A 17,009-nucleotide genomic window follows, 5' to 3' on the forward strand; every position below is an offset into this window, starting at 1 on the left:
AGGTCAGCGATTTGACGCATTGAATCTGCGTCGTAGGGAAGGTAAGCAAGATGGTACAGGTGAGAGCACACCAGCCGATCAACACCGACGGCAGTATCAATCTCGAGGCTTGGCTCGATCATGCGGTCAGTGTCGATCTGGCACTGGATCGCGAAGCCTTGAAAGAGGCCTGCGAGTACGCTCGCGAGGCCGAACAACAAGCCAATGCGGCACAGAATCTGTGGTCGGAAGGTAACTCGACTTTCCGTACAGGGCTTGAGATCGCCGAGATCCTCGCCGATCTCAAACTCGACCAGGACTCTTTGGTCGCCGCGATCCTGTATCGAGGCGTGCGCGAAGGCCAGATCAAGTTGCCCGCCGTCAGCCAGCGCTTCGGTCCGGTGGTGTCCAAGCTCATCGACGGCGTGCAGCGCATGGCCGCGATCAGCGACAGCCTGAGTCCGCGAAAATCCCTGGTGCTGGGCACCCAGGGCCAGGTGGAAAACCTGCGCAAGATGCTGGTGGCCATGGTTGACGACGTTCGCGTTGCCCTGATCAAGCTGGCCGAACGCACGTGCGCGATCCGTGCGGTGAAAACCGCCGACGACGAAAAGCGCAACCGTGTGGCCCGTGAAGTCTTCGACATCTACGCGCCATTGGCCCATCGGCTGGGTATCGGTCATATCAAGTGGGAACTGGAAGACTTGTCCTTCCGTTACCTGGAACCGGACCAGTACAAGCAGATCGCCAAGCTGCTCCATGAGCGGCGACTGGATCGCGAGCGCTTCATCAGCGACGTGATGAGCCAGCTGAAAAACGAACTGCAGGCCACCGGCGTCGATGCCGACATCAGCGGCCGGGCCAAACACATCTATTCGATCTGGCGCAAAATGCAGCGCAAGGGTCTGGAGTTCAGCCAGATCTATGACGTGCGTGCCGTGCGCGTGCTGGTGCCGGAAATGCGCGACTGCTACACCGCGCTCGGCATCGTCCACACTCTGTGGCGGCATATCCCGAAAGAGTTCGACGACTACATCGCCAACCCGAAGGAAAACGGCTACCGCTCGCTGCACACGGCGGTGATCGGTCCGGAAGGCAAGGTACTGGAAGTGCAGATCCGCACCCACGCCATGCACGAAGAGGCTGAGCTGGGGGTATGCGCCCACTGGAAGTACAAAGGCACCGACGTCAAATCCGGTTCCAATCACTACGAAGAGAAAATTTCCTGGCTACGCCAGGTGCTCGAATGGCACGAAGAACTGGGCGACATCGGTGGCCTGGCGGAGCAACTGCGGGTCGACATCGAGCCGGACCGGGTCTACATCTTCACCCCGGACGGTCACGCCATCGACTTGCCGAAGGGCGCGACCCCGCTGGACTTCGCCTACCGCGTACACACCGAGATCGGTCACAACTGCCGTGGCGCCAAGATCAACGGGCGCATCGTACCGCTCAACTACAGCCTGCAAACCGGTGAACAGGTCGAGATCATCACCAGCAAGCACGGCACCCCGAGCCGTGACTGGCTGAACCCGAACCTGGGTTATGTCACTACGTCGCGGGCACGGGCGAAGATCGTTCACTGGTTCAAGTTGCAGGCTCGCGACCAGAACGTCGCGGCCGGTAAAACCTTGCTCGAGCGCGAACTCAATCGCCTCGGCCTGCCAGCGGTGGATTTCGACAAGCTGGCCGACAAGGCCAACATGAAAACCGCCGAAGACCTGTTCGCCGCCCTCGGCGCCGGGGATTTGCGCCTGGCGCAACTGGTAAACCTCGCGCAGCAACTGGTCGAGCCGGAGCGTGGCAACGAACAGCTTGAACTCATACCACGCAAGGCCACCGGCTACAAACCGGGCAAGCGCGGGGACATCCAGATCCAGGGCGTCGGCAACCTGATGACCCAGATGGCCGGCTGCTGCCAGCCATTGCCGGGTGATGCCATCGTCGGTTACATCACCCAGGGCCGCGGCGTGAGCATTCACCGCCAGGACTGCGCCTCGGTGCTGCAACTGAGTGGGCGGGAGCCGGAGCGGATCATCCAGGTCAGCTGGGGCCCGGTACCGGTACTCACCTATCCGGTGGACATCATCATCCGCGCCTACGACCGTTCCGGGTTGCTGCGTGACGTCTCGCAGGTTTTGCTCAATGAGCGGATCAACGTGCTGGCGGTCAACACCCGTTCGAACAAGGAGGACAACACCGCGCTGATGTCCCTGACCATCGAGATTCCGGGGCTGGATGCATTGGGGCGGTTGCTGGGGCGGATTTCCCAGTTGCCGAATATCATCGAAACCCGGCGTAACCGTACGCCGTGATGCATGTTCAGCGCCGATCCACTGTGGGAGCGAGCTTGCTCGCGATGACGGTTCAACATTCAACACAGGTGTTGTCTGACTGTCCGCTATCGCGAGCAAGCTCGCTCCCACAAGGGACTTTGCAGTGAGAGAGATTGATGTATTCACTTGAAGACCTGCTGCACCTCATGAACCGCCTGCGCGACCCGCAGTACGGTTGCCCGTGGGACATCAAGCAAACTTACGCCACCATCGTCCCCCACACTCTGGAAGAAGCCTACGAAGTCGCCGACGCCATTGAGCGCGGTGACTTCGATCACTTGCAGGGGGAGCTCGGCGACTTGTTGTTCCAGGTGGTGTATTACAGCCAGTTGGCCCGGGAAGAAGGGCGCTTCGAGTTTGAAGGTGTGGTCGACAGCATCACCCGCAAGCTGATCCGTCGTCACCCCCATGTGTTCCCTACGGGCGACCTCTATGCACCGCTGGATGTCCCGCGCCTCAGCGAAGAGCAGGTCAAGCAGCGCTGGGAAGAGATCAAGGCCGAGGAGCGCGCAGAGAAGTCCTGCGCGCCCGAACAGCTGTCATTGCTCGATGACGTCCCCGCTGCATTACCGGCGTTGTCACGTTCGGCGAAATTGCAAAAGCGCGCGGGGCAGGTCGGGTTCGACTGGCCGGACGCCTTGCCGGTGCTCGACAAAGTGCGTGAAGAGCTCGATGAAGTCCTCGAAGCCATGTCGGAAAATGATCCCGAGGCCGTGGCCGAAGAGATCGGTGACCTGCTGTTCTCCGTGGTGAATCTGGCGCGGCACCTCAAGGTTGATCCGGAAACCGCACTGCGGAGTGCCAACGGCAAGTTTGAAAGACGCTTTCGTTTTATCGAACAGGCATTGCGCGACACCCGCCGTCCCATGGAAGATTGCACCCTCGAAGAGTTGGACGCCTTGTGGGGCGAAGCCAAACGTCAGGAAAAGAATTTGCCCAGCTGCGGTTGAGCAGTGGCCTAAGTGAGTAATAAGCACCATGAGCATTTCCCTTCGCGACCAGTTGCTCAAAGCAGGGCTGGTCAACCAGAAGCAGGCCAAGCAGGTCAGCAAAGACAAGCAGAAACAGCAACGCCTGGCCCACAAAGGCCAGATCGAGCTGGATGACTCCCAGCAGCGCGCGGCACAGGAAGCCATGGCCGAGAAGGTCAAGCGCGACCAGGAGCTCAACCGCCAGCAGCAGGAAAAGGCTGAGGCCAAGGCCCGTGCCGCGCAGGTCAAGCAATTGATCGAAGTTTCGCGCCTGCCGAAATTGACGACCGAGGATTACTACAACTTCGTCGACGACAAAAAGGTCAAGCGCATCTGCGTCAACACCCTGATGCGCAACAAGCTCAGCAGCGGTTCGCTGGCCATCGTGCATCACGCTGGCGGCTACGAAGTGATTCCGCGCGAGGCGGCATTGAAGATTCAGGAGCGCGACCCGCAACGCATCGTGCAGATGAATGTGCAGACCGAAGAAGTCAGCGTCGAGGACGATCCGTATGCGGCCTACAAGATCCCTGATGATCTGATGTGGTAATCGCTCCTCTTCCATTACATGTTTGTTAGTACATTGCTGGATTAATGAATTGAACCCGAAAGATCGCGTCGATACGATCTCTCGGGTTTTCTTTTGCCCGAAATATTCTCAGGGGAGAGAACTAATGGAATGAAATTAAATGAATAAGGATATTGTCAATGCTGGTAAGTATCGCCTCGTTACGCCAACCTACTTTTAAATCGCAGCTTTCACAGCCGCGACAACCCGATCAATCCATTCACGACTATCTGGACGACGAGCTTGTCACACGAGCGGAGCTTGTGCGCCGAAAGATCAAGATCGCTGCGAAAGCTGCTCGCGACGATCACGGCAGGCCCGCGTGCGTTTTCGTAACCCTGCCTGAGTTTTTCTGGAACATTCCCTGGCACGAAGTCCGTAATGAACAGGAACTTCACGAACTGAACTCTGCTTATCTGACGAAGGTGACCGAGTGTGTGACGCTGTTGATAAGTGATCTGCCAGTGGAGCGCTACGGCAAGATCGTTTTATTGGCGGGAAGTTGTGCGACGCTGATCAAGGTGGGAGAGGGGGAGTCGAGCTATTACGATGTCATTAATTATGTGCTCACAATTTCCAATAAGGAATACGAGGTCGACATGCCGCTGATGTCGATGTGGCCGAAGCGTTATGTGTCAGGCATCGATTTTGGAAGACATGTAGGCTCGGAAGACGGGTACTGGTTTTTCAAGTTGTTCGATGAGATTGTGGTACGGGTAAAGAAGGTCAGTAGTGTACAGGCCGAGCACAGTTACTTTGGTGGCTACGAAGGAATATTTATTAATAGTCTTGTAGTGGGTTGCCCATTCGGTATCAACTTGTGCCTCGATTATGCGGTGTTGAAAGACGGTGAACGGGACAAGGAGGTTGAACTGGCGGGGGCCAAAATCGATTTCCTGATCGCCTGTGGCATGGACTTCGATGACGGCAAGCGTCATCTATCTTCGCTTCAGTTTGCCGTCCGCAATGACGGCATGGGCGATGGTGAGTGCGAGGTGGTGAAACTTGAGGCGGGCTGGATCGTCGGTGTTGTTCCTTCGGTGGTGATCGACGACTCCCTTCATTTAGCGGTCATTCAGATTGCCTGAGCCGCGTGCTTCGGTTGCAGCCTGCCCGTGCGGGAAGGGGCAGACTGCACGGTGGTGGAGTCTGTCTTCAACCGGTTGCGAGCTCGCGGTTGCGCTCGAGCATTTCCAGTTCGGCCCTGTAGTTTTGCGCGTCGATCTCGGAGTGGAACATCCCGACCAGCAGGTCTTGTTGATGCACGTCCCAGATCCGGATACCGGCGGCTACACCCTCGTGGGATTTATGTGAATCGTCGCGTTCAGTTACTTTTACAGTCATCTGCTAGCTCCAATCTCTGTTATCTGCAGCAAGGCGTGTGCAGGACTCTGTTATATGTTTTGTTAGCTTGCTAAGTAAATAACTGAGTTTGGTAACGGTTTTTTGCAAAAATGGAAACAGTCCTGCAGCCCGCGGAATCCGCGACATTCAGTCGCAGGGTGTTAAGTTTCATGACAAACGTTTCATGTTGAAGGCACCACAAATCCAGTGTCGAGCACTGAAACTGTGGGAGCGAGCTTGCTCGCGATGGCGGTGGGTCAGACAGCAATGATGTCGATTGACACTCCCTCATCGCGAGCAAGCTCGCTCCCACAATGGTTGTGGTGTCGAATTCTTTGAGGCCAAAAAAAAACGCCCCGAACCAGTCGGGGCGTTTTCATGTGCGACTCAGCAGAGGGAAATTACTTACCTTCCCAGCGCTTCAGTACCAAAGTGGCGTTGGTGCCACCGAAACCGAAGCTGTTGCTCATCACGGTGTTGATGGTGGCGTTTTCGCGGGTCTTGGTCAGCACCGGCAGGTCGGCCACTTCAGGGTCCAGCTCGTCGATGTTGGCGGAGCCGGCAATGAAGTTGCCTTCCATCATCAGCATGCAGTAGATCGCTTCGTGAACGCCGGCAGCGCCCAGGGAGTGACCCGACAGGCTCTTGGTGGAGCTGATGGCCGGAGCCTTGTCGCCGAACACTTCACGCACACCTTTCATTTCCGCGACGTCGCCGACCGGGGTCGAAGTGCCGTGGGTGTTCAGGTAGTCGATCGGGGTGTCGACGGTGGACAGCGCCTGCTGCATGCAGCGGATCGCGCCTTCGCCGCTCGGGGCAACCATGTCGTAGCCGTCGGAGGTCGCGCCGTAGCCAACGATTTCCGCGTAGATCTTCGCGCCGCGGGCCAGAGCATGTTCCAGCTCTTCAACCACGACCATGCCGCCACCGCCGGCGATGACGAAACCGTCACGGTCTGCGTCGTAGGCACGGGAAGCTTTTTCCGGGCTGTCGTTGCGCTTGCTGGACAGGGCGCCCATGGCGTCGAACAGGAACGACTGGCTCCAGTGCTCTTCTTCACCGCCGCCGGCGAAGACGATGTCCTGCTTGCCCATCTGGATCTGTTCCATGGCGGTACCGATGCAGTGAGCACTGGTGGCGCAGGCAGAAGCGATGGAGTAGTTCAGGCCCTTGATCTTGAACGGAGTGGCCAGGCAAGCGGAAACGGTGCTGCTCATGGTCCGCGTTACGCGGTATGGGCCGACGCGCTTGACGCCTTTCTCGCGCAGGATGTCCAGCGCTTCCATCTGGTTCAAGGTCGATGCACCACCGGAACCGGCGATCAGGCCGGTACGCGGGTTGGAAACCTGCTCTTCGGTCAGGCCGGAGTCAGTGATGGCGTCTTTCATGGCCAGGTAGGCATAAGCTGCCGCGTGGCCGACGAAGCGATAGATCTTGCGATCGATCAGTTCTTCAAGGTTGAGGTCAATGGAGCCGGAAACCTGGCTACGCAGACCCATTTCGGCATATTCCGGGTTGAACCGGATGCCAGGGCGGCTTGCACGCAGGTTAGCGGAGACGGTCTCTTTGTCATTGCCCAGGCAAGAAACGATGCCCAGACCAGTGATAACGACGCGGCGCATGCGGATAACCCTTAGAAGTTGTCAGTGGAGGTGAACACGCCGACCCGGAGGCCTTCGGCGGTGTAGATTTCGCGACCGTCGACAGTGACCGAACCGTCGGCGATGGCCAGGTTCAGCTTGCCCTTGAGGACGCGCTTGATATGAATGTTATAGGTGACTTTCTTGGCGGTCGGCAGGACCTGGCCGAAGAATTTCACTTCGCCCGAACCCAGCGCACGGCCACGGCCCGGCAGGCCTTGCCAGCCCAGGAAGAAGCCGACCAGTTGCCACATGGCGTCGAGGCCCAGGCAGCCCGGCATCACCGGATCGCCTTCGAAGTGGCAGGCGAAGAACCACAGGTCCGGATTGATATCCAGCTCGGCGACCAATTCACCTTTGCCGTACTTGCCACCTTCTTCGCTGATCAGGGTGATGCGATCAACCATCAGCATGTTCGGGGCGGGCAGTTGCGCGTTACCAGGGCCGAACAGCTCACCGCGACTGCAGCGCAGCAGATCTTCCCGGGTAAAGGCGTTTTGTTTGGTCATGCGAGCTCCTCAATAGTCCCATGCGGCAGGTGGGGCAAATCTTCCCGGCCGATCGAAGCGTTCATGCCTCGAACCGGCAGCCTACTCATAGACTATTGCGTTGTGGTGAAAGTCACAGCACCAAGGACATGAATGTACACTTGTGCACTGAAATTATTATTCAAGCCCCTTTTCGGGCCTGTTCGGGTGACTAAGACTGCCGCACTTTCGCCTTTCACGCCAGTCGCAGATGGTCGAAAGGCCTGTACTACTGCACCCAACGCTGAAGAATTTGCTGCAGATCAGTCCGTTTGAACGGCTTGGCCAGGTAATCGTTCATCCCCGCCGACAGACAGGCTTCGCGGTCACCCTGCAAGGCATTGGCGGTCAGGGCGATGATCGGCAGGTCGGTGCAACCGGGTAGATTGCGTATTTGTCGGGTGGCTTCATAGCCATCGATGATCGGCAAGCGGCAATCCATCAGGATCGCTTCGAAGATCAGGCTCTCGGCGCTGCGTACCGCCTGCGCGCCGTCGGCAGCGACACTGACCTTGAAGCCCAGGCTGCGCAACATGGCTTCGATGACGGTCTGGTTGACCGGGTTGTCTTCGACCAACAACACATTGCGTCCTTCGCCGTTGCTGTTGCGCGATTGCGCGCGAGGGGGTAGGAGTGGTTGTGTCTGCTGGTGCAATGCCAGGGGAATTTCCAGGGTGAACACCGAACCGCGGCCTTCCTCACTCTGCGCGCGCAAGGTGCCGCCCATGCGTTCGGCCAGGGTACGGGCAATCGGCAGGCCCAGCCCCGTACCGCCGTAGCGTCTTGAAATAGAACTGTCGGCCTGCTGGAAAGCGTTGAACATCAATTCCAGGCTTTGCGCCGGGATGCCGATGCCGCTGTCGCGCACGGTGCAGGTAAACCACAGCAACTCGTGGTCCAGCGACTGCCACTGCGCCTCGATCGTGACGCGGCCCTGCTCGGTGAACTTCAGCGCATTGCCGACCAGGTTGACCAGTATCTGACGGATACGCGTCGGGTCGCCCTTGACCTGCAAACCGCGCATGTCGTCGGGGATCATCAGTTGCAGGTCCAGGCCGCGTTGCGCGGCGCTGTGCTGGAACGACTGGGCGCAACTGCCGATCAGGTCGGTGAGGTTGAATGCAATGTGCTCCAGTTCCAGCTCTGAACGTTCGATCCGCGAGAAATCCAGGATGTCGTTGATGACCTTGAGCAAGTGCTCGGTGGATTCGGAGGCCAGCGCCGCATACTCCACCTGCTCCTCGGTCATGTCGGTGGTTTCCAGTAACTGCAGCATGCCCAGTACGCCATTCATCGGCGTGCGCAGTTCATGGCTCATCATCGCGAGGAAATCGGATTTGGCGTTGTTGGCCTTTTCCGCTTCTTCGCGGGTCTGGATCAATTGCGCCATGGCCTGATGCTGTTCGCGGCTGGCCTGCTCGAGACCGATGGCGAGGTTGTTGATGTGTTGCGACAGCGCCCCCAGCTCGGTGTCGTCGACAATGGGCAGCGGTGTGTTGTAATCGCCGTCCTGGATCGCCTTGACCGCATTGCCGATATCACGGATCGGTTTCGACAGGCTGCCCGCCAGGCGGCGGGCCACGATGAAGGTAAACAGCAGGGCAAACAGCGCCAGGATGGCGGCCTTGAGCACGATTTCCTGTTGGCGCCGGCTGAAGGCATCGTTGGACAGCCCGACGATCACCCGACCGAGGTAGTCCTCGGTGGGGGCGGCAGTGGCGGTTTTGCTGCTCTGGAAAAAATCATTGTGCAACGCGATACGCTGGAGCCGTATCGGTGCCTGGAACACTTCGAGCTGTTGCGCGCGATTGTGGTGTTCGCTCGGTTGTTCGACGTACACCAGAACCCGGTTTGCACTGTCCTGGATTTCCAGAAAACTCACGTTGGGCGTGGCCAGCGTCGCCTTGAGCAAGGTTTCGAGCACTTCGATGTTGCCCGAAATCACGCCGTACTCGGTGGCCGGGGCCAGTTGATTGGCGATCAACTGGCCGGTGTGGGAGATTTCCTGACGCAGATCCTGGATGCGCACGAACGTGAAGAAACTGATCAGCAACAAGGTCAGCAGCAGTGCAGGGCCGAGGCTGATCAGTTGGGTGCGAGTGTTGATGTCCCAGCGACGGCGCAAGCTCATGGACGGCGTTCTCCTTCAGCCAGCAGTGTGGCGACAGACGCTTCGTTTATCTGTTCGATACCCAATGAACGTGCGACTTGCGGGTTGCTCGCGACCTTGAATCGATGGGGATAGTGCGTGCGCGGCCAGGTGGCCGGTGGCTGGTCGAGCAATTCATCGAGGACCGCCAGCCAGTCGCTCTGATCGCTATAGGTGCTGGCCAGGCTTCCGGCCTTGACGAATCCGGCGTTCGGTCCGATCAGGGCCACTTGCCGCGAATAGCTGCTCAGCAGCAGGTTCTTTGCGGTTTGCGGGTTGTACAGGTCGGCATCGTCAAGTCCCAGCAACACGTCGCTGTTATTTAGCAGTGCCTGTAATGGACGACTGTCGTGAATGTTGTCCCAGCGCTGGGTGACGATCTCAAGACCCAGGGGGAGGGCGGCCTGACGCAGCTCATTCAACAGGAATTCACTGTGGGTGTCGTAGAGAACGCCGATGCGTCTGGCTTGTGGCAACAGCGTGCGGGTCAAGCGCAACTGGCGATCCAGTGGTGGATCGCTCCATAGCAGGCACAGGCGCGCAGGCAACGTATTGTTCAAGCGTTGCCGGGCTTGCAGGCGGCTGATGCGCAATACGAGAGTCGCCGGGCCCTGGGCGTTTTGCAGGCGCCAGTCGAGGCTGGGCAGGTCGAGCAGTATCAAGCGGATGTTTTCCGGCAGCTTGTCCGGTATCGGCATTTTGGCCAGCGTCTGGAAGCGTACGTTATCGCGTGGTCGCAACTCGCTCAGGGCCTGGGTAAACGCCCGCACACCGGGGCTGTCTTCGGCCCCCGTGAGCAAAATGTCGGCCGCGTTACTCGCCAGGCTGCCCAGCAGGCCGCTTGTCAGCAGGCAAAGTATGACCAGCAGCCGACCCAGGGGCGGCATTCTGCAGGCCGGGCGATTCGGCATCTTAAAGCTCCAGCTCGGCGCTGAAATACATCACCTGGCGCTGGTCATAATTATTGTCGATGAAGGTGGTCGGCTGATTGTCCAGCCGTTGCTGGAGCACCCCGGCCAGTTCCAGGCTGGCCTTGCCCAAGGCGATACGTTTGGCGATGCGCGCATCGACCCGTTCGAAGCGGTAGCCGTTGAGGGCGTCGTCGCCATAGTAGAAAAGCGCACTGTTCCAGCCTTGGCCCCAATCGCGCAGCCATCCGGCCGAACCACTGTTACTTGCAGTCTGCCTGGCATCCAGCGGATTGCTGGCATCGGTATCGACGTAGGCATAAGTCAGTCGCAGGCGATCGAGGCTGCCGACACGCCAGTCGAGCTGGGTTTCGACCCCCGAAAAGCGCGCCTTGTTGGCATTGCTGGCAATGTACTGATTGTTGCGCAGCGGCTCACTGATCATGCCGGTGATTTCGTCGTGGAACAGCTTCACGTCGAGCGCCAGCCCCGGTTCGGGAAAATAGCCGTTGTAGCCCAGTTCCCGGGAGCGCATGTGCTCTTGATCAAGGTCGCCGGGGCCACGGGTCTTGACGAAATAACGGGCGCTGGACTGGCCAAACGCACCGGGTTTGAGGTTGGTGACCTGATAACTCCAGTTGACGTTGTTCTCGAACATGTTCGGTGAGCGGATGGCCTCGGAGTACACCGCACGCAAGCCGTGGCGCGGGTTGATCAGGTAGTTGACCGCCATGCGAGGTGTCAGCGAGCTGCCGGTCAACCGGGTGTCCTCGAACATGGCGCCGCCTTGTAGCAGCCAGTGTTCGGTGGCACGCCACTCGAACTGGCCGAACGCTCGCCAGATCCTGTCATCGAGAGTGCCATTGAAGTAGGTCTCGGAATCCGCCCGGTCGTAACGGTAGTTTATCCCGCTGACCAGTCGCAGGTTATCGGCAAGGCTCAGGGTGTCCTGCAGTTCGAGGTCGTAGCGCGATTCCCGGGTGCTCTGGTCGATGTCGCCGCAAACGGTCTGGCTCGCGCCGTTGCGCCATTGATCGAGTACCTGGTTGGCCAGCGCCTGCTCGGCGGGCGTGCCGGCCGGCGCACCAGAGCCGATGAAACGCGTGATATTGCGGGCCAGGCGCTCGGTGTAGTTCGGGTTCAACTGCCAGAGTTCGGTCAGCTGCGGGCTGAACGAAACTTCTGCATCGCAGGCGCGCCAGGTTTGCTGGCGATCCCAGTGTTGGGCCGAACCCTGGATGTAAAGGCTGTGGTCGGGATTGACGTCCAGATTCCAGCGTAATGACCCGGCGTAGTCCTTGGCGGTGACGTCGGAGTCGTCGCCGGCGCGGGTAATTCCCGGGAACACCGGCCGGTAGGTATAGGGCCGCTGGTTGGTGCCGTCCTTGGCATTCAATTGCCAATCGAGGCTTTGCCGTTCGTCGAGGCTCTGGCTGACGGTAAGGTTGAAGCGCTCGAGGCGACGACTGTCATGGTAGTCAGCGCCGGTTCTGTCGGTGTCGAAGCCGTCGTCTTGCTGGCCGGACAGGGACAGGCGCATGTCTCCATCCTCCCAGCCCAGGCCCTGGCTGGCGTAAAAGTCGTTGATGCCGCGCTGGCCCCGGGTGACCTTCATCCGCGTGCCGTGACTGTCGGCCGGGCGCCGGGTAATGATGTTGACCACCGCCATCAGGGCGTTGGCGCCGTAGCTGACGGTATTCGGTCCGCGAAAGACTTCGATGTGCTCGATGTCTTCCATGGCCACCGGAATGTCACTCCAGTCCACGGTGGCCAGGCCGGCGCGATACACCGAGCGCCCGTCGATCAGCACTTGCATGCGCCGCGCTTCATTCGCATTGGTGCCGTGGTAGTTCACCGTCGCCTGATTGCCGCTGATGTTGCCGACCATCATCCCCGGCACCAGGCGCAGCAGTTCGCTGATGTCACGGGCACCGCTGGCGTGGATCAGGGCACTGTCGATCACCGTCATGCTTCCCGGCACGGCCGCCGGCGACTGCTTCAGGCGCGTGGCGGTGAGTACTTGCGGCAGAGGTTCGCTGTCCAGGAACAAGTCGTCGGCCAGCGCCGGCGAGCTGAAAATCAGCGCCAGAACCAGAGGTGAATGCGGTGAAGGAGAGCCCGGAGACACAACACATCCCTGTCAGTGATTGTTGGCGCGCATGTTAACCGAGCCGAATGACTTTTCCATTCACGATGTCTGCATTTTCCTCGGTTTTATTGGTCTTCTTCCTACGGGTGCAGGTATTTGATGTCGGGGCTGGCCGTCGATGGACTGCCCCGTATAATGCCGACATCGCCACTGGTATGGATTAACGGATTGCATATGACTGAACAGCGCCCGATTGCGGTCCTGGGAGGCGGAAGTTTTGGAACCGCCGTGGCTAATCTGCTGGCCGAGAACGGGCATCAGGTCCTTCAGTGGATGCGTGACCCCGAACAGGCCGAGGCCATTCGGGTCAATCGCGAGAACCCGCGTTACCTCAAAGGCATCAAGATTCTGCCCGGCGTCACGCCGGTCACCGACCTGCAAGCCACCCTGGACGCCTGCGACCTGTGTTTCGTCGCATTGCCCTCCAGTGCGCTGCGCTCGGTGTTGGTGCCGCACGCCGAACGCTTGACCGGCAAAATGCTCGTGAGCCTGACCAAAGGCATCGAAGCCCACACGTTCAAGTTGATGAGCGAGATCCTCGAAGAGATCGCCCCGCAGGCGCGCATCGGCGTCCTGTCCGGACCCAACCTGGCCCGTGAAATCGCCGAGCACGCGCTGACCGCCACGGTGGTCGCCAGTGAAGACGAAGAACTCTGCCAGCAGGTTCAGGCCGCGCTGCACGGACGCACCTTTCGTGTCTACGCCAGCGCCGATCGTTTCGGCGTGGAGCTGGGTGGAGCGCTGAAAAATGTCTACGCGATCATCGCCGGCATGGCGGTGGCGCTGGGCATGGGAGAAAATACCAAGAGCATGCTGATTACCCGGGCATTGGCGGAAATGACCCGCTTCGCGGTGAACCAGGGTGCCAACCCGATGACCTTCCTGGGGCTGGCCGGCGTGGGCGATCTGATCGTGACCTGTTCGTCGCCCAAGAGCCGCAACTATCAGGTCGGCTTCGCCCTCGGCCAGGGCCTGAGCCTGGACGAGGCGGTCACGCGCCTGGGCGAAGTCGCCGAAGGGGTCAATACCCTTAAAGTGCTCAAGGCCAAGGCCCAGGAGGTTGGCGTGTACATGCCGCTGGTCGCCGGGCTGCACGCGATCCTGTTCGAGGGGCGCACGCTGGAGCAGGTCATCGGTCTGTTAATGCGTGGCGAGCCGAAAACCGACGTCGACTTTATTTCCACCAGTGGTTTCAACTAATCACGCTTGCCAGAAAAGCAGGGAGTTGCGCATGAACGATCCAAAAATAGAAGCCAAGTACGAGTCCATCCTGCTGCGGGTGCTGTGGATGATCGTCTTCGTTCTGGTGTGGCAAGTGGCGCAGTTCATCCTCGGCGCCGTCGTGCTGGTCCAGTTGATCTATCGTTTGTTTTATGGCGCCCCAAGCGCCAGCCTGATGAATTTCGGCGACAGCCTGAGCCAGTTTCTGGCGCAGATCGGTCGTTTCGGCAGCTTTCACAGCGACCAGAAGCCTTGGCCGTTCGCCGACTGGCCGACGCCGCGTACACCGGAAGGTGAGGCTCCGCATGTCGTGGCACCGGCACCGCATCCGGCCCGAGATGAGGAACCCAAGCTATGAAACTCTGGGTATTGCGTCATGGTGAAGCTGTACCACACGGCTCCCGCCCCCACGATTCGGAGCGGGAATTGACGGATAACGGTCGTAAGGAAGTATTGAAAATCGCCGCAGAGCTGATGGGTCAGCCACTGACCGGCATTTACGCCAGCCCGTACCTGCGAGCGCAGGAAACAGCGCAACTGGTACGAGACGCATTGGGTTTCGAACCGGAAATCCGCACCGTCGAGTGGCTGACACCGGACACGGAGCCGGACAAGGTGGCCGAACAGATGGTCGCGGTAAGCAACGTTTTGTTGGTCAGTCACAATCCGCTGGTGGGGAATCTGCTGAGCTACCTGCAGCATGGTGCCGGACATCCGCCGGAAAGGGTCAGCACTGCCGGTCTGGCGGAGCTCAAGGGTGAAGAGCTGCTGGTCGGGTCAATGAAACTCGACAGCATCAAGCATCCGTAACACCGCTTTTCTGTGGGAGCGTGGCTTGCCCGCGAAGGCATCGACTCGGTCATGCCTGATAAACCGCGGAGCCTGCATCGCGGGCAAGCCACGCTCCCACAGGTACGTCATAACCCGAAAAGTTTTGTATGAAATAATCAACCAAGCACTTGCTTGGTTGACTACGCTTGCTCCAGACCAAAATCACAGGAGCGAGTCGCATGTCTGCTGCTTTTCGTTTGCCGCTGGACGTTTTCTACGAGCGTGAGGCCCGTCATCCCCGCCAGCGCTTTCTGGTCCAGCCTGTCGGAGGCGGCCAGGTCGAGACCTTGACCTGGGCGGACGTCGGTCATCAAGCACGCTGCGCAGCCCACTGGCTGCGAGCGCGGGAACTGCCGCAGGGTAGCCATATCGCCCTGATCTCGAAGAACTGTGCGCACTGGATAGTTGCCGATCTCGCGATCTGGATGGCCGGGCATGTGTCGGTGCCGTTGTACCCAAACCTGACCGCCGAGACCGTTGCCCAGGTACTCGAACATTCGCAAGCAGCGCTGGCATTCATCGGCAAGCTCGACGACTGGCCAGGTATGTCCCGTGGTGTCAGCCCCGACCTGCCGACCATCAGCCTGCCCCTGCATCCTCCCGGCGACTTTGATTTCAGTTGGGACGACCTGCAACGCAGTTCGCCCATCCAGGACAATCCCAAGCCCGACGCCGATCAACTGGCGACCATCATTTACACGTCCGGCACCACGGGCATGCCCAAGGGTGTGATGCACAGCTTCGGCACTCTGGGGTTTGCCACCACCCGCGGCACTGCGTTGTTCGGTCTCAACGAGTCGGACCGGCTGTTGTCCTACCTGCCGCTGTGCCACGTTGCCGAGCGCATGTTCGTCGAGCTGGCATCGATCTATACCGGCCAAACGGTGTTTTTCGCCGAGAGCCTCGATACCTTCCTCACCGACCTGCGCCGTGCGCGCCCGACCGCACTGTTTGGCGTGCCGCGCATCTGGACCAAATTCCAGATGGGCGTGTACAGCAAGATCCCGGCAAAACGTCTCGACTTCCTGCTCGGCCTGCCGATCATCGGCAAACGGGTCGGACATAAAGTCCTTGCCGGGTTGGGGCTGGATGCGTTGCGCATCGCGTTGTCCGGCGCGGCTCCGGTGCCGCAGACCTTGTTGCAGTGGTACCGCAAACTGGGACTGGACGTACTGGAGGTCTACGGCATGACCGAGAGTTGCGGCTACTCCCACATCGGCCTGCCGGGCCAGAACAAACCGGGCTGGATCGGCAAGCCGTGTCCGGAAGTCGAAGTGCGGATCGCCGAGACGGGGGAGGTCATGGTGCGCAGTGGTGCGACCATGCTCGGGTATTACAAGGAACCGGAAAAAACCGCCGACACCATTACCGAGGACGGCTTCCTGCGTACCGGCGACAAGGGCGAGGAGGACGCCGAAGGCAATCTGCGCCTGACCGGGCGCCTGAAGGAAATCTTCAAGACCAGCAAAGGCAAGTACGTGGCCCCGGCACCGATTGAAAATCGCCTGGCCGTGCATTCGCGCATCGAACAGGTTTGCGTGGTGGGCGATGGCTTGAGTGCGCCGCTGGGTTTGTGCGTGTTGTCGGCGGTGGGCCAACAGGATGCCGGCGGGGCCGCGCGCGCCGGTTTGCATTCGAGCCTGGAAAAACTGCTGGAGGAGGTCAATGGTGCCCTCGACAAGCATGAACAACTTCGGCGCCTGGTGGTGGTCAAGGACAGTTGGGCCGTGGAAAACGGCTTTCTTACCCCGACCCTCAAGATCAAGCGCAACGTGATCGAAGCGGCTTACGGTGAACGCTTTGAGGAATGGAGCGAGCGCAGCGAAGCGGTGCTGTGGCAGGATTGATCCACGAACAAAACCAACGAGGAAACTCTGCGATGAGCCTGTGGCGCACCACCCCGAACATCGAGCAGTTGAACGCAATCCAGAAAAACACCATCGGCGAAGTGCTGGACATCCGTTTCGAAGCTTTTGACGATGAGTCCCTGACCGCCAGCATGGTCGTCGATCACCGCACCCATCAGCCTTACGGCTTGCTGCATGGCGGTGCCTCGGTGGTGCTGGCCGAATCGGTCGGCTCGATGGCCAGCTACCTGTGCATCGATGCCAGCAAATTCTATTGCGTGGGCCTGGAAATCAACGCCAACCATTTGCGCGGCCTGCGCAGCGGACGGGTGACGGCGGTGGCCAAGCCGATCCACATCGGCCGCACGACCCATGTCTGGGACATTCGGTTGACCAGCGATGAGGGCAAGGCCAGTTGTGTGTCGCGACTGACCATGGCTGTGGTGCCCTTGGGTGAGAATCCGCCGGCGCGTTGAACCAAAACCATAGCTTTGACCGGACTGTCATCATTCCTGTCAGTTACGGTCATTGCTGTAGGA

At 59.6% G+C, this 17,009-nt stretch carries 15 protein-coding genes; 9 read left to right on the forward strand and 6 right to left on the reverse strand.

Features of this window, described 5'->3' with window-relative positions; all coding sequences use genetic code 11:
• Positions 1–50 precede the first annotated feature (50 nt).
• The 4 genes from relA to KW840_RS02480 all read left to right on the forward strand — a co-directional run bounded on the left by relA (position 51) and on the right by KW840_RS02480 (position 4,942).
• A complete protein-coding gene (relA, locus tag KW840_RS02465; RefSeq protein WP_090457279.1) occupies positions 51–2,294 on the forward strand; it encodes a GTP diphosphokinase in 2,244 nt (747 codons plus the stop codon).
• A gap of 137 nt (positions 2,295–2,431) precedes the next feature.
• Positions 2,432–3,265, forward strand: a complete 834-nt coding sequence (mazG, locus tag KW840_RS02470; RefSeq protein ID WP_218494360.1) for a nucleoside triphosphate pyrophosphohydrolase — start codon at positions 2,432–2,434, stop codon at positions 3,263–3,265.
• Between the two features lie 28 nt (positions 3,266–3,293).
• A complete protein-coding gene (locus KW840_RS02475; RefSeq protein WP_057713659.1) occupies positions 3,294–3,836 on the forward strand; it encodes a DUF2058 domain-containing protein in 543 nt (180 codons plus the stop codon).
• A gap of 158 nt (positions 3,837–3,994) precedes the next feature.
• A complete protein-coding gene (locus tag KW840_RS02480; protein WP_218494361.1) occupies positions 3,995–4,942 on the forward strand; it encodes a hypothetical protein in 948 nt (315 codons plus the stop codon).
• 67 nt (positions 4,943–5,009) lie between these two features.
• Here the strand turns inward: KW840_RS02480 and KW840_RS02485 are convergent, their stop codons facing one another.
• From KW840_RS02485 to KW840_RS02510, 6 genes are all read right to left on the reverse strand, one after another.
• Complete coding sequence (locus tag KW840_RS02485) at positions 5,010–5,198, reverse strand: hypothetical protein (RefSeq protein WP_057713661.1); 189 nt, start codon at positions 5,196–5,198, stop codon at positions 5,010–5,012.
• Positions 5,199–5,599: 401 nt separating this feature from the next.
• Entirely contained in the window at positions 5,600–6,820 is a 1,221-nt protein-coding gene (gene fabB / locus KW840_RS02490; protein ID WP_218494362.1) for a beta-ketoacyl-ACP synthase I, read from the reverse strand.
• Positions 6,821–6,831: 11 nt separating this feature from the next.
• On the reverse strand, positions 6,832–7,347 hold the full coding sequence (fabA, locus tag KW840_RS02495; RefSeq protein WP_003227150.1) for a 3-hydroxyacyl-[acyl-carrier-protein] dehydratase FabA: 516 nt from the start codon (positions 7,345–7,347) through the stop codon (positions 6,832–6,834).
• 247 nt (positions 7,348–7,594) lie between these two features.
• On the reverse strand, positions 7,595–9,496 hold the full coding sequence (locus KW840_RS02500) for an ATP-binding protein (RefSeq protein WP_218494363.1): 1,902 nt from the start codon (positions 9,494–9,496) through the stop codon (positions 7,595–7,597).
• Positions 9,493–10,425 carry an ABC transporter substrate-binding protein gene (locus KW840_RS02505; protein ID WP_218494364.1) on the reverse strand — a complete coding sequence of 311 codons (933 nt, stop codon included), beginning with the start codon at positions 10,423–10,425 and terminating at the stop codon, positions 9,493–9,495. Before KW840_RS02505 ends, KW840_RS02500 begins: the two co-directional genes overlap by 4 nt.
• A 1-nt stretch (position 10,426) precedes the next feature.
• Complete coding sequence (locus KW840_RS02510) at positions 10,427–12,550, reverse strand: TonB-dependent receptor domain-containing protein (protein WP_218494365.1); 2,124 nt, start codon at positions 12,548–12,550, stop codon at positions 10,427–10,429.
• Positions 12,551–12,745: 195 nt separating this feature from the next.
• Between KW840_RS02510 and KW840_RS02515 the strand changes: the two genes are divergently transcribed.
• The 5 genes from KW840_RS02515 (at position 12,746) to KW840_RS02535 (ending at position 16,946) form a co-directional block, all read left to right on the forward strand.
• Positions 12,746–13,771 (forward strand): NAD(P)H-dependent glycerol-3-phosphate dehydrogenase, encoded by a 1,026-nt coding sequence (locus tag KW840_RS02515; RefSeq protein WP_150812165.1) that lies wholly within the window; start codon positions 12,746–12,748, stop codon positions 13,769–13,771.
• A gap of 31 nt (positions 13,772–13,802) precedes the next feature.
• Positions 13,803–14,150: a DUF4389 domain-containing protein gene (locus KW840_RS02520; RefSeq protein WP_218494366.1), complete on the forward strand. Its 348-nt coding sequence runs from the start codon at positions 13,803–13,805 to the stop codon at positions 14,148–14,150.
• Positions 14,147–14,602 (forward strand): phosphohistidine phosphatase SixA, encoded by a 456-nt coding sequence (gene sixA / locus KW840_RS02525; protein WP_218494367.1) that lies wholly within the window; start codon positions 14,147–14,149, stop codon positions 14,600–14,602. Before KW840_RS02520 ends, sixA begins: the two co-directional genes overlap by 4 nt.
• A 200-nt stretch (positions 14,603–14,802) precedes the next feature.
• A complete protein-coding gene (locus tag KW840_RS02530) occupies positions 14,803–16,470 on the forward strand; it encodes an AMP-binding protein (RefSeq protein WP_218494368.1) in 1,668 nt (555 codons plus the stop codon).
• 32 nt (positions 16,471–16,502) lie between these two features.
• Entirely contained in the window at positions 16,503–16,946 is a 444-nt protein-coding gene (locus KW840_RS02535; protein ID WP_008003274.1) for a hotdog fold thioesterase, read from the forward strand.
• The last annotated feature ends 63 nt before the right edge of the window (positions 16,947–17,009 follow it).

It is taken from the genome of Pseudomonas sp. PDM30, assembly GCF_019218985.1.
Taxonomy (GTDB): Bacteria; Pseudomonadota; Gammaproteobacteria; order Pseudomonadales; family Pseudomonadaceae; genus Aquipseudomonas; species Aquipseudomonas jessenii.

What these genes read in the sequence shown, in the direction of transcription:
- KW840_RS02505 (WP_218494364.1), bottom strand. Translation starts at nt 10,425, where the DNA reads ATGCCGAATCGCCCGGCCTGCAGAATGCCGCCCCTGGGTCGGCTGCTG.
- fabB (WP_218494362.1), bottom strand. Translation starts at nt 6,820, where the DNA reads ATGCGCCGCGTCGTTATCACTGGTCTGGGCATCGTTTCTTGCCTGGGC.
- relA (WP_090457279.1), top strand. Translation starts at nt 51, where the DNA reads ATGGTACAGGTGAGAGCACACCAGCCGATCAACACCGACGGCAGTATC.
- sixA (WP_218494367.1), top strand. Translation starts at nt 14,147, where the DNA reads ATGAAACTCTGGGTATTGCGTCATGGTGAAGCTGTACCACACGGCTCC.
- KW840_RS02485 (WP_057713661.1), bottom strand. Translation starts at nt 5,198, where the DNA reads ATGACTGTAAAAGTAACTGAACGCGACGATTCACATAAATCCCACGAG.
- KW840_RS02530 (WP_218494368.1), top strand. Translation starts at nt 14,803, where the DNA reads ATGTCTGCTGCTTTTCGTTTGCCGCTGGACGTTTTCTACGAGCGTGAG.
- KW840_RS02515 (WP_150812165.1), top strand. Translation starts at nt 12,746, where the DNA reads ATGACTGAACAGCGCCCGATTGCGGTCCTGGGAGGCGGAAGTTTTGGA.
- KW840_RS02520 (WP_218494366.1), top strand. Translation starts at nt 13,803, where the DNA reads ATGAACGATCCAAAAATAGAAGCCAAGTACGAGTCCATCCTGCTGCGG.
- KW840_RS02475 (WP_057713659.1), top strand. Translation starts at nt 3,294, where the DNA reads ATGAGCATTTCCCTTCGCGACCAGTTGCTCAAAGCAGGGCTGGTCAAC.
- fabA (WP_003227150.1), bottom strand. Translation starts at nt 7,347, where the DNA reads ATGACCAAACAAAACGCCTTTACCCGGGAAGATCTGCTGCGCTGCAGT.
- KW840_RS02535 (WP_008003274.1), top strand. Translation starts at nt 16,503, where the DNA reads ATGAGCCTGTGGCGCACCACCCCGAACATCGAGCAGTTGAACGCAATC.
- KW840_RS02480 (WP_218494361.1), top strand. Translation starts at nt 3,995, where the DNA reads ATGCTGGTAAGTATCGCCTCGTTACGCCAACCTACTTTTAAATCGCAG.
- KW840_RS02500 (WP_218494363.1), bottom strand. Translation starts at nt 9,496, where the DNA reads ATGAGCTTGCGCCGTCGCTGGGACATCAACACTCGCACCCAACTGATC.
- mazG (WP_218494360.1), top strand. Translation starts at nt 2,432, where the DNA reads ATGTATTCACTTGAAGACCTGCTGCACCTCATGAACCGCCTGCGCGAC.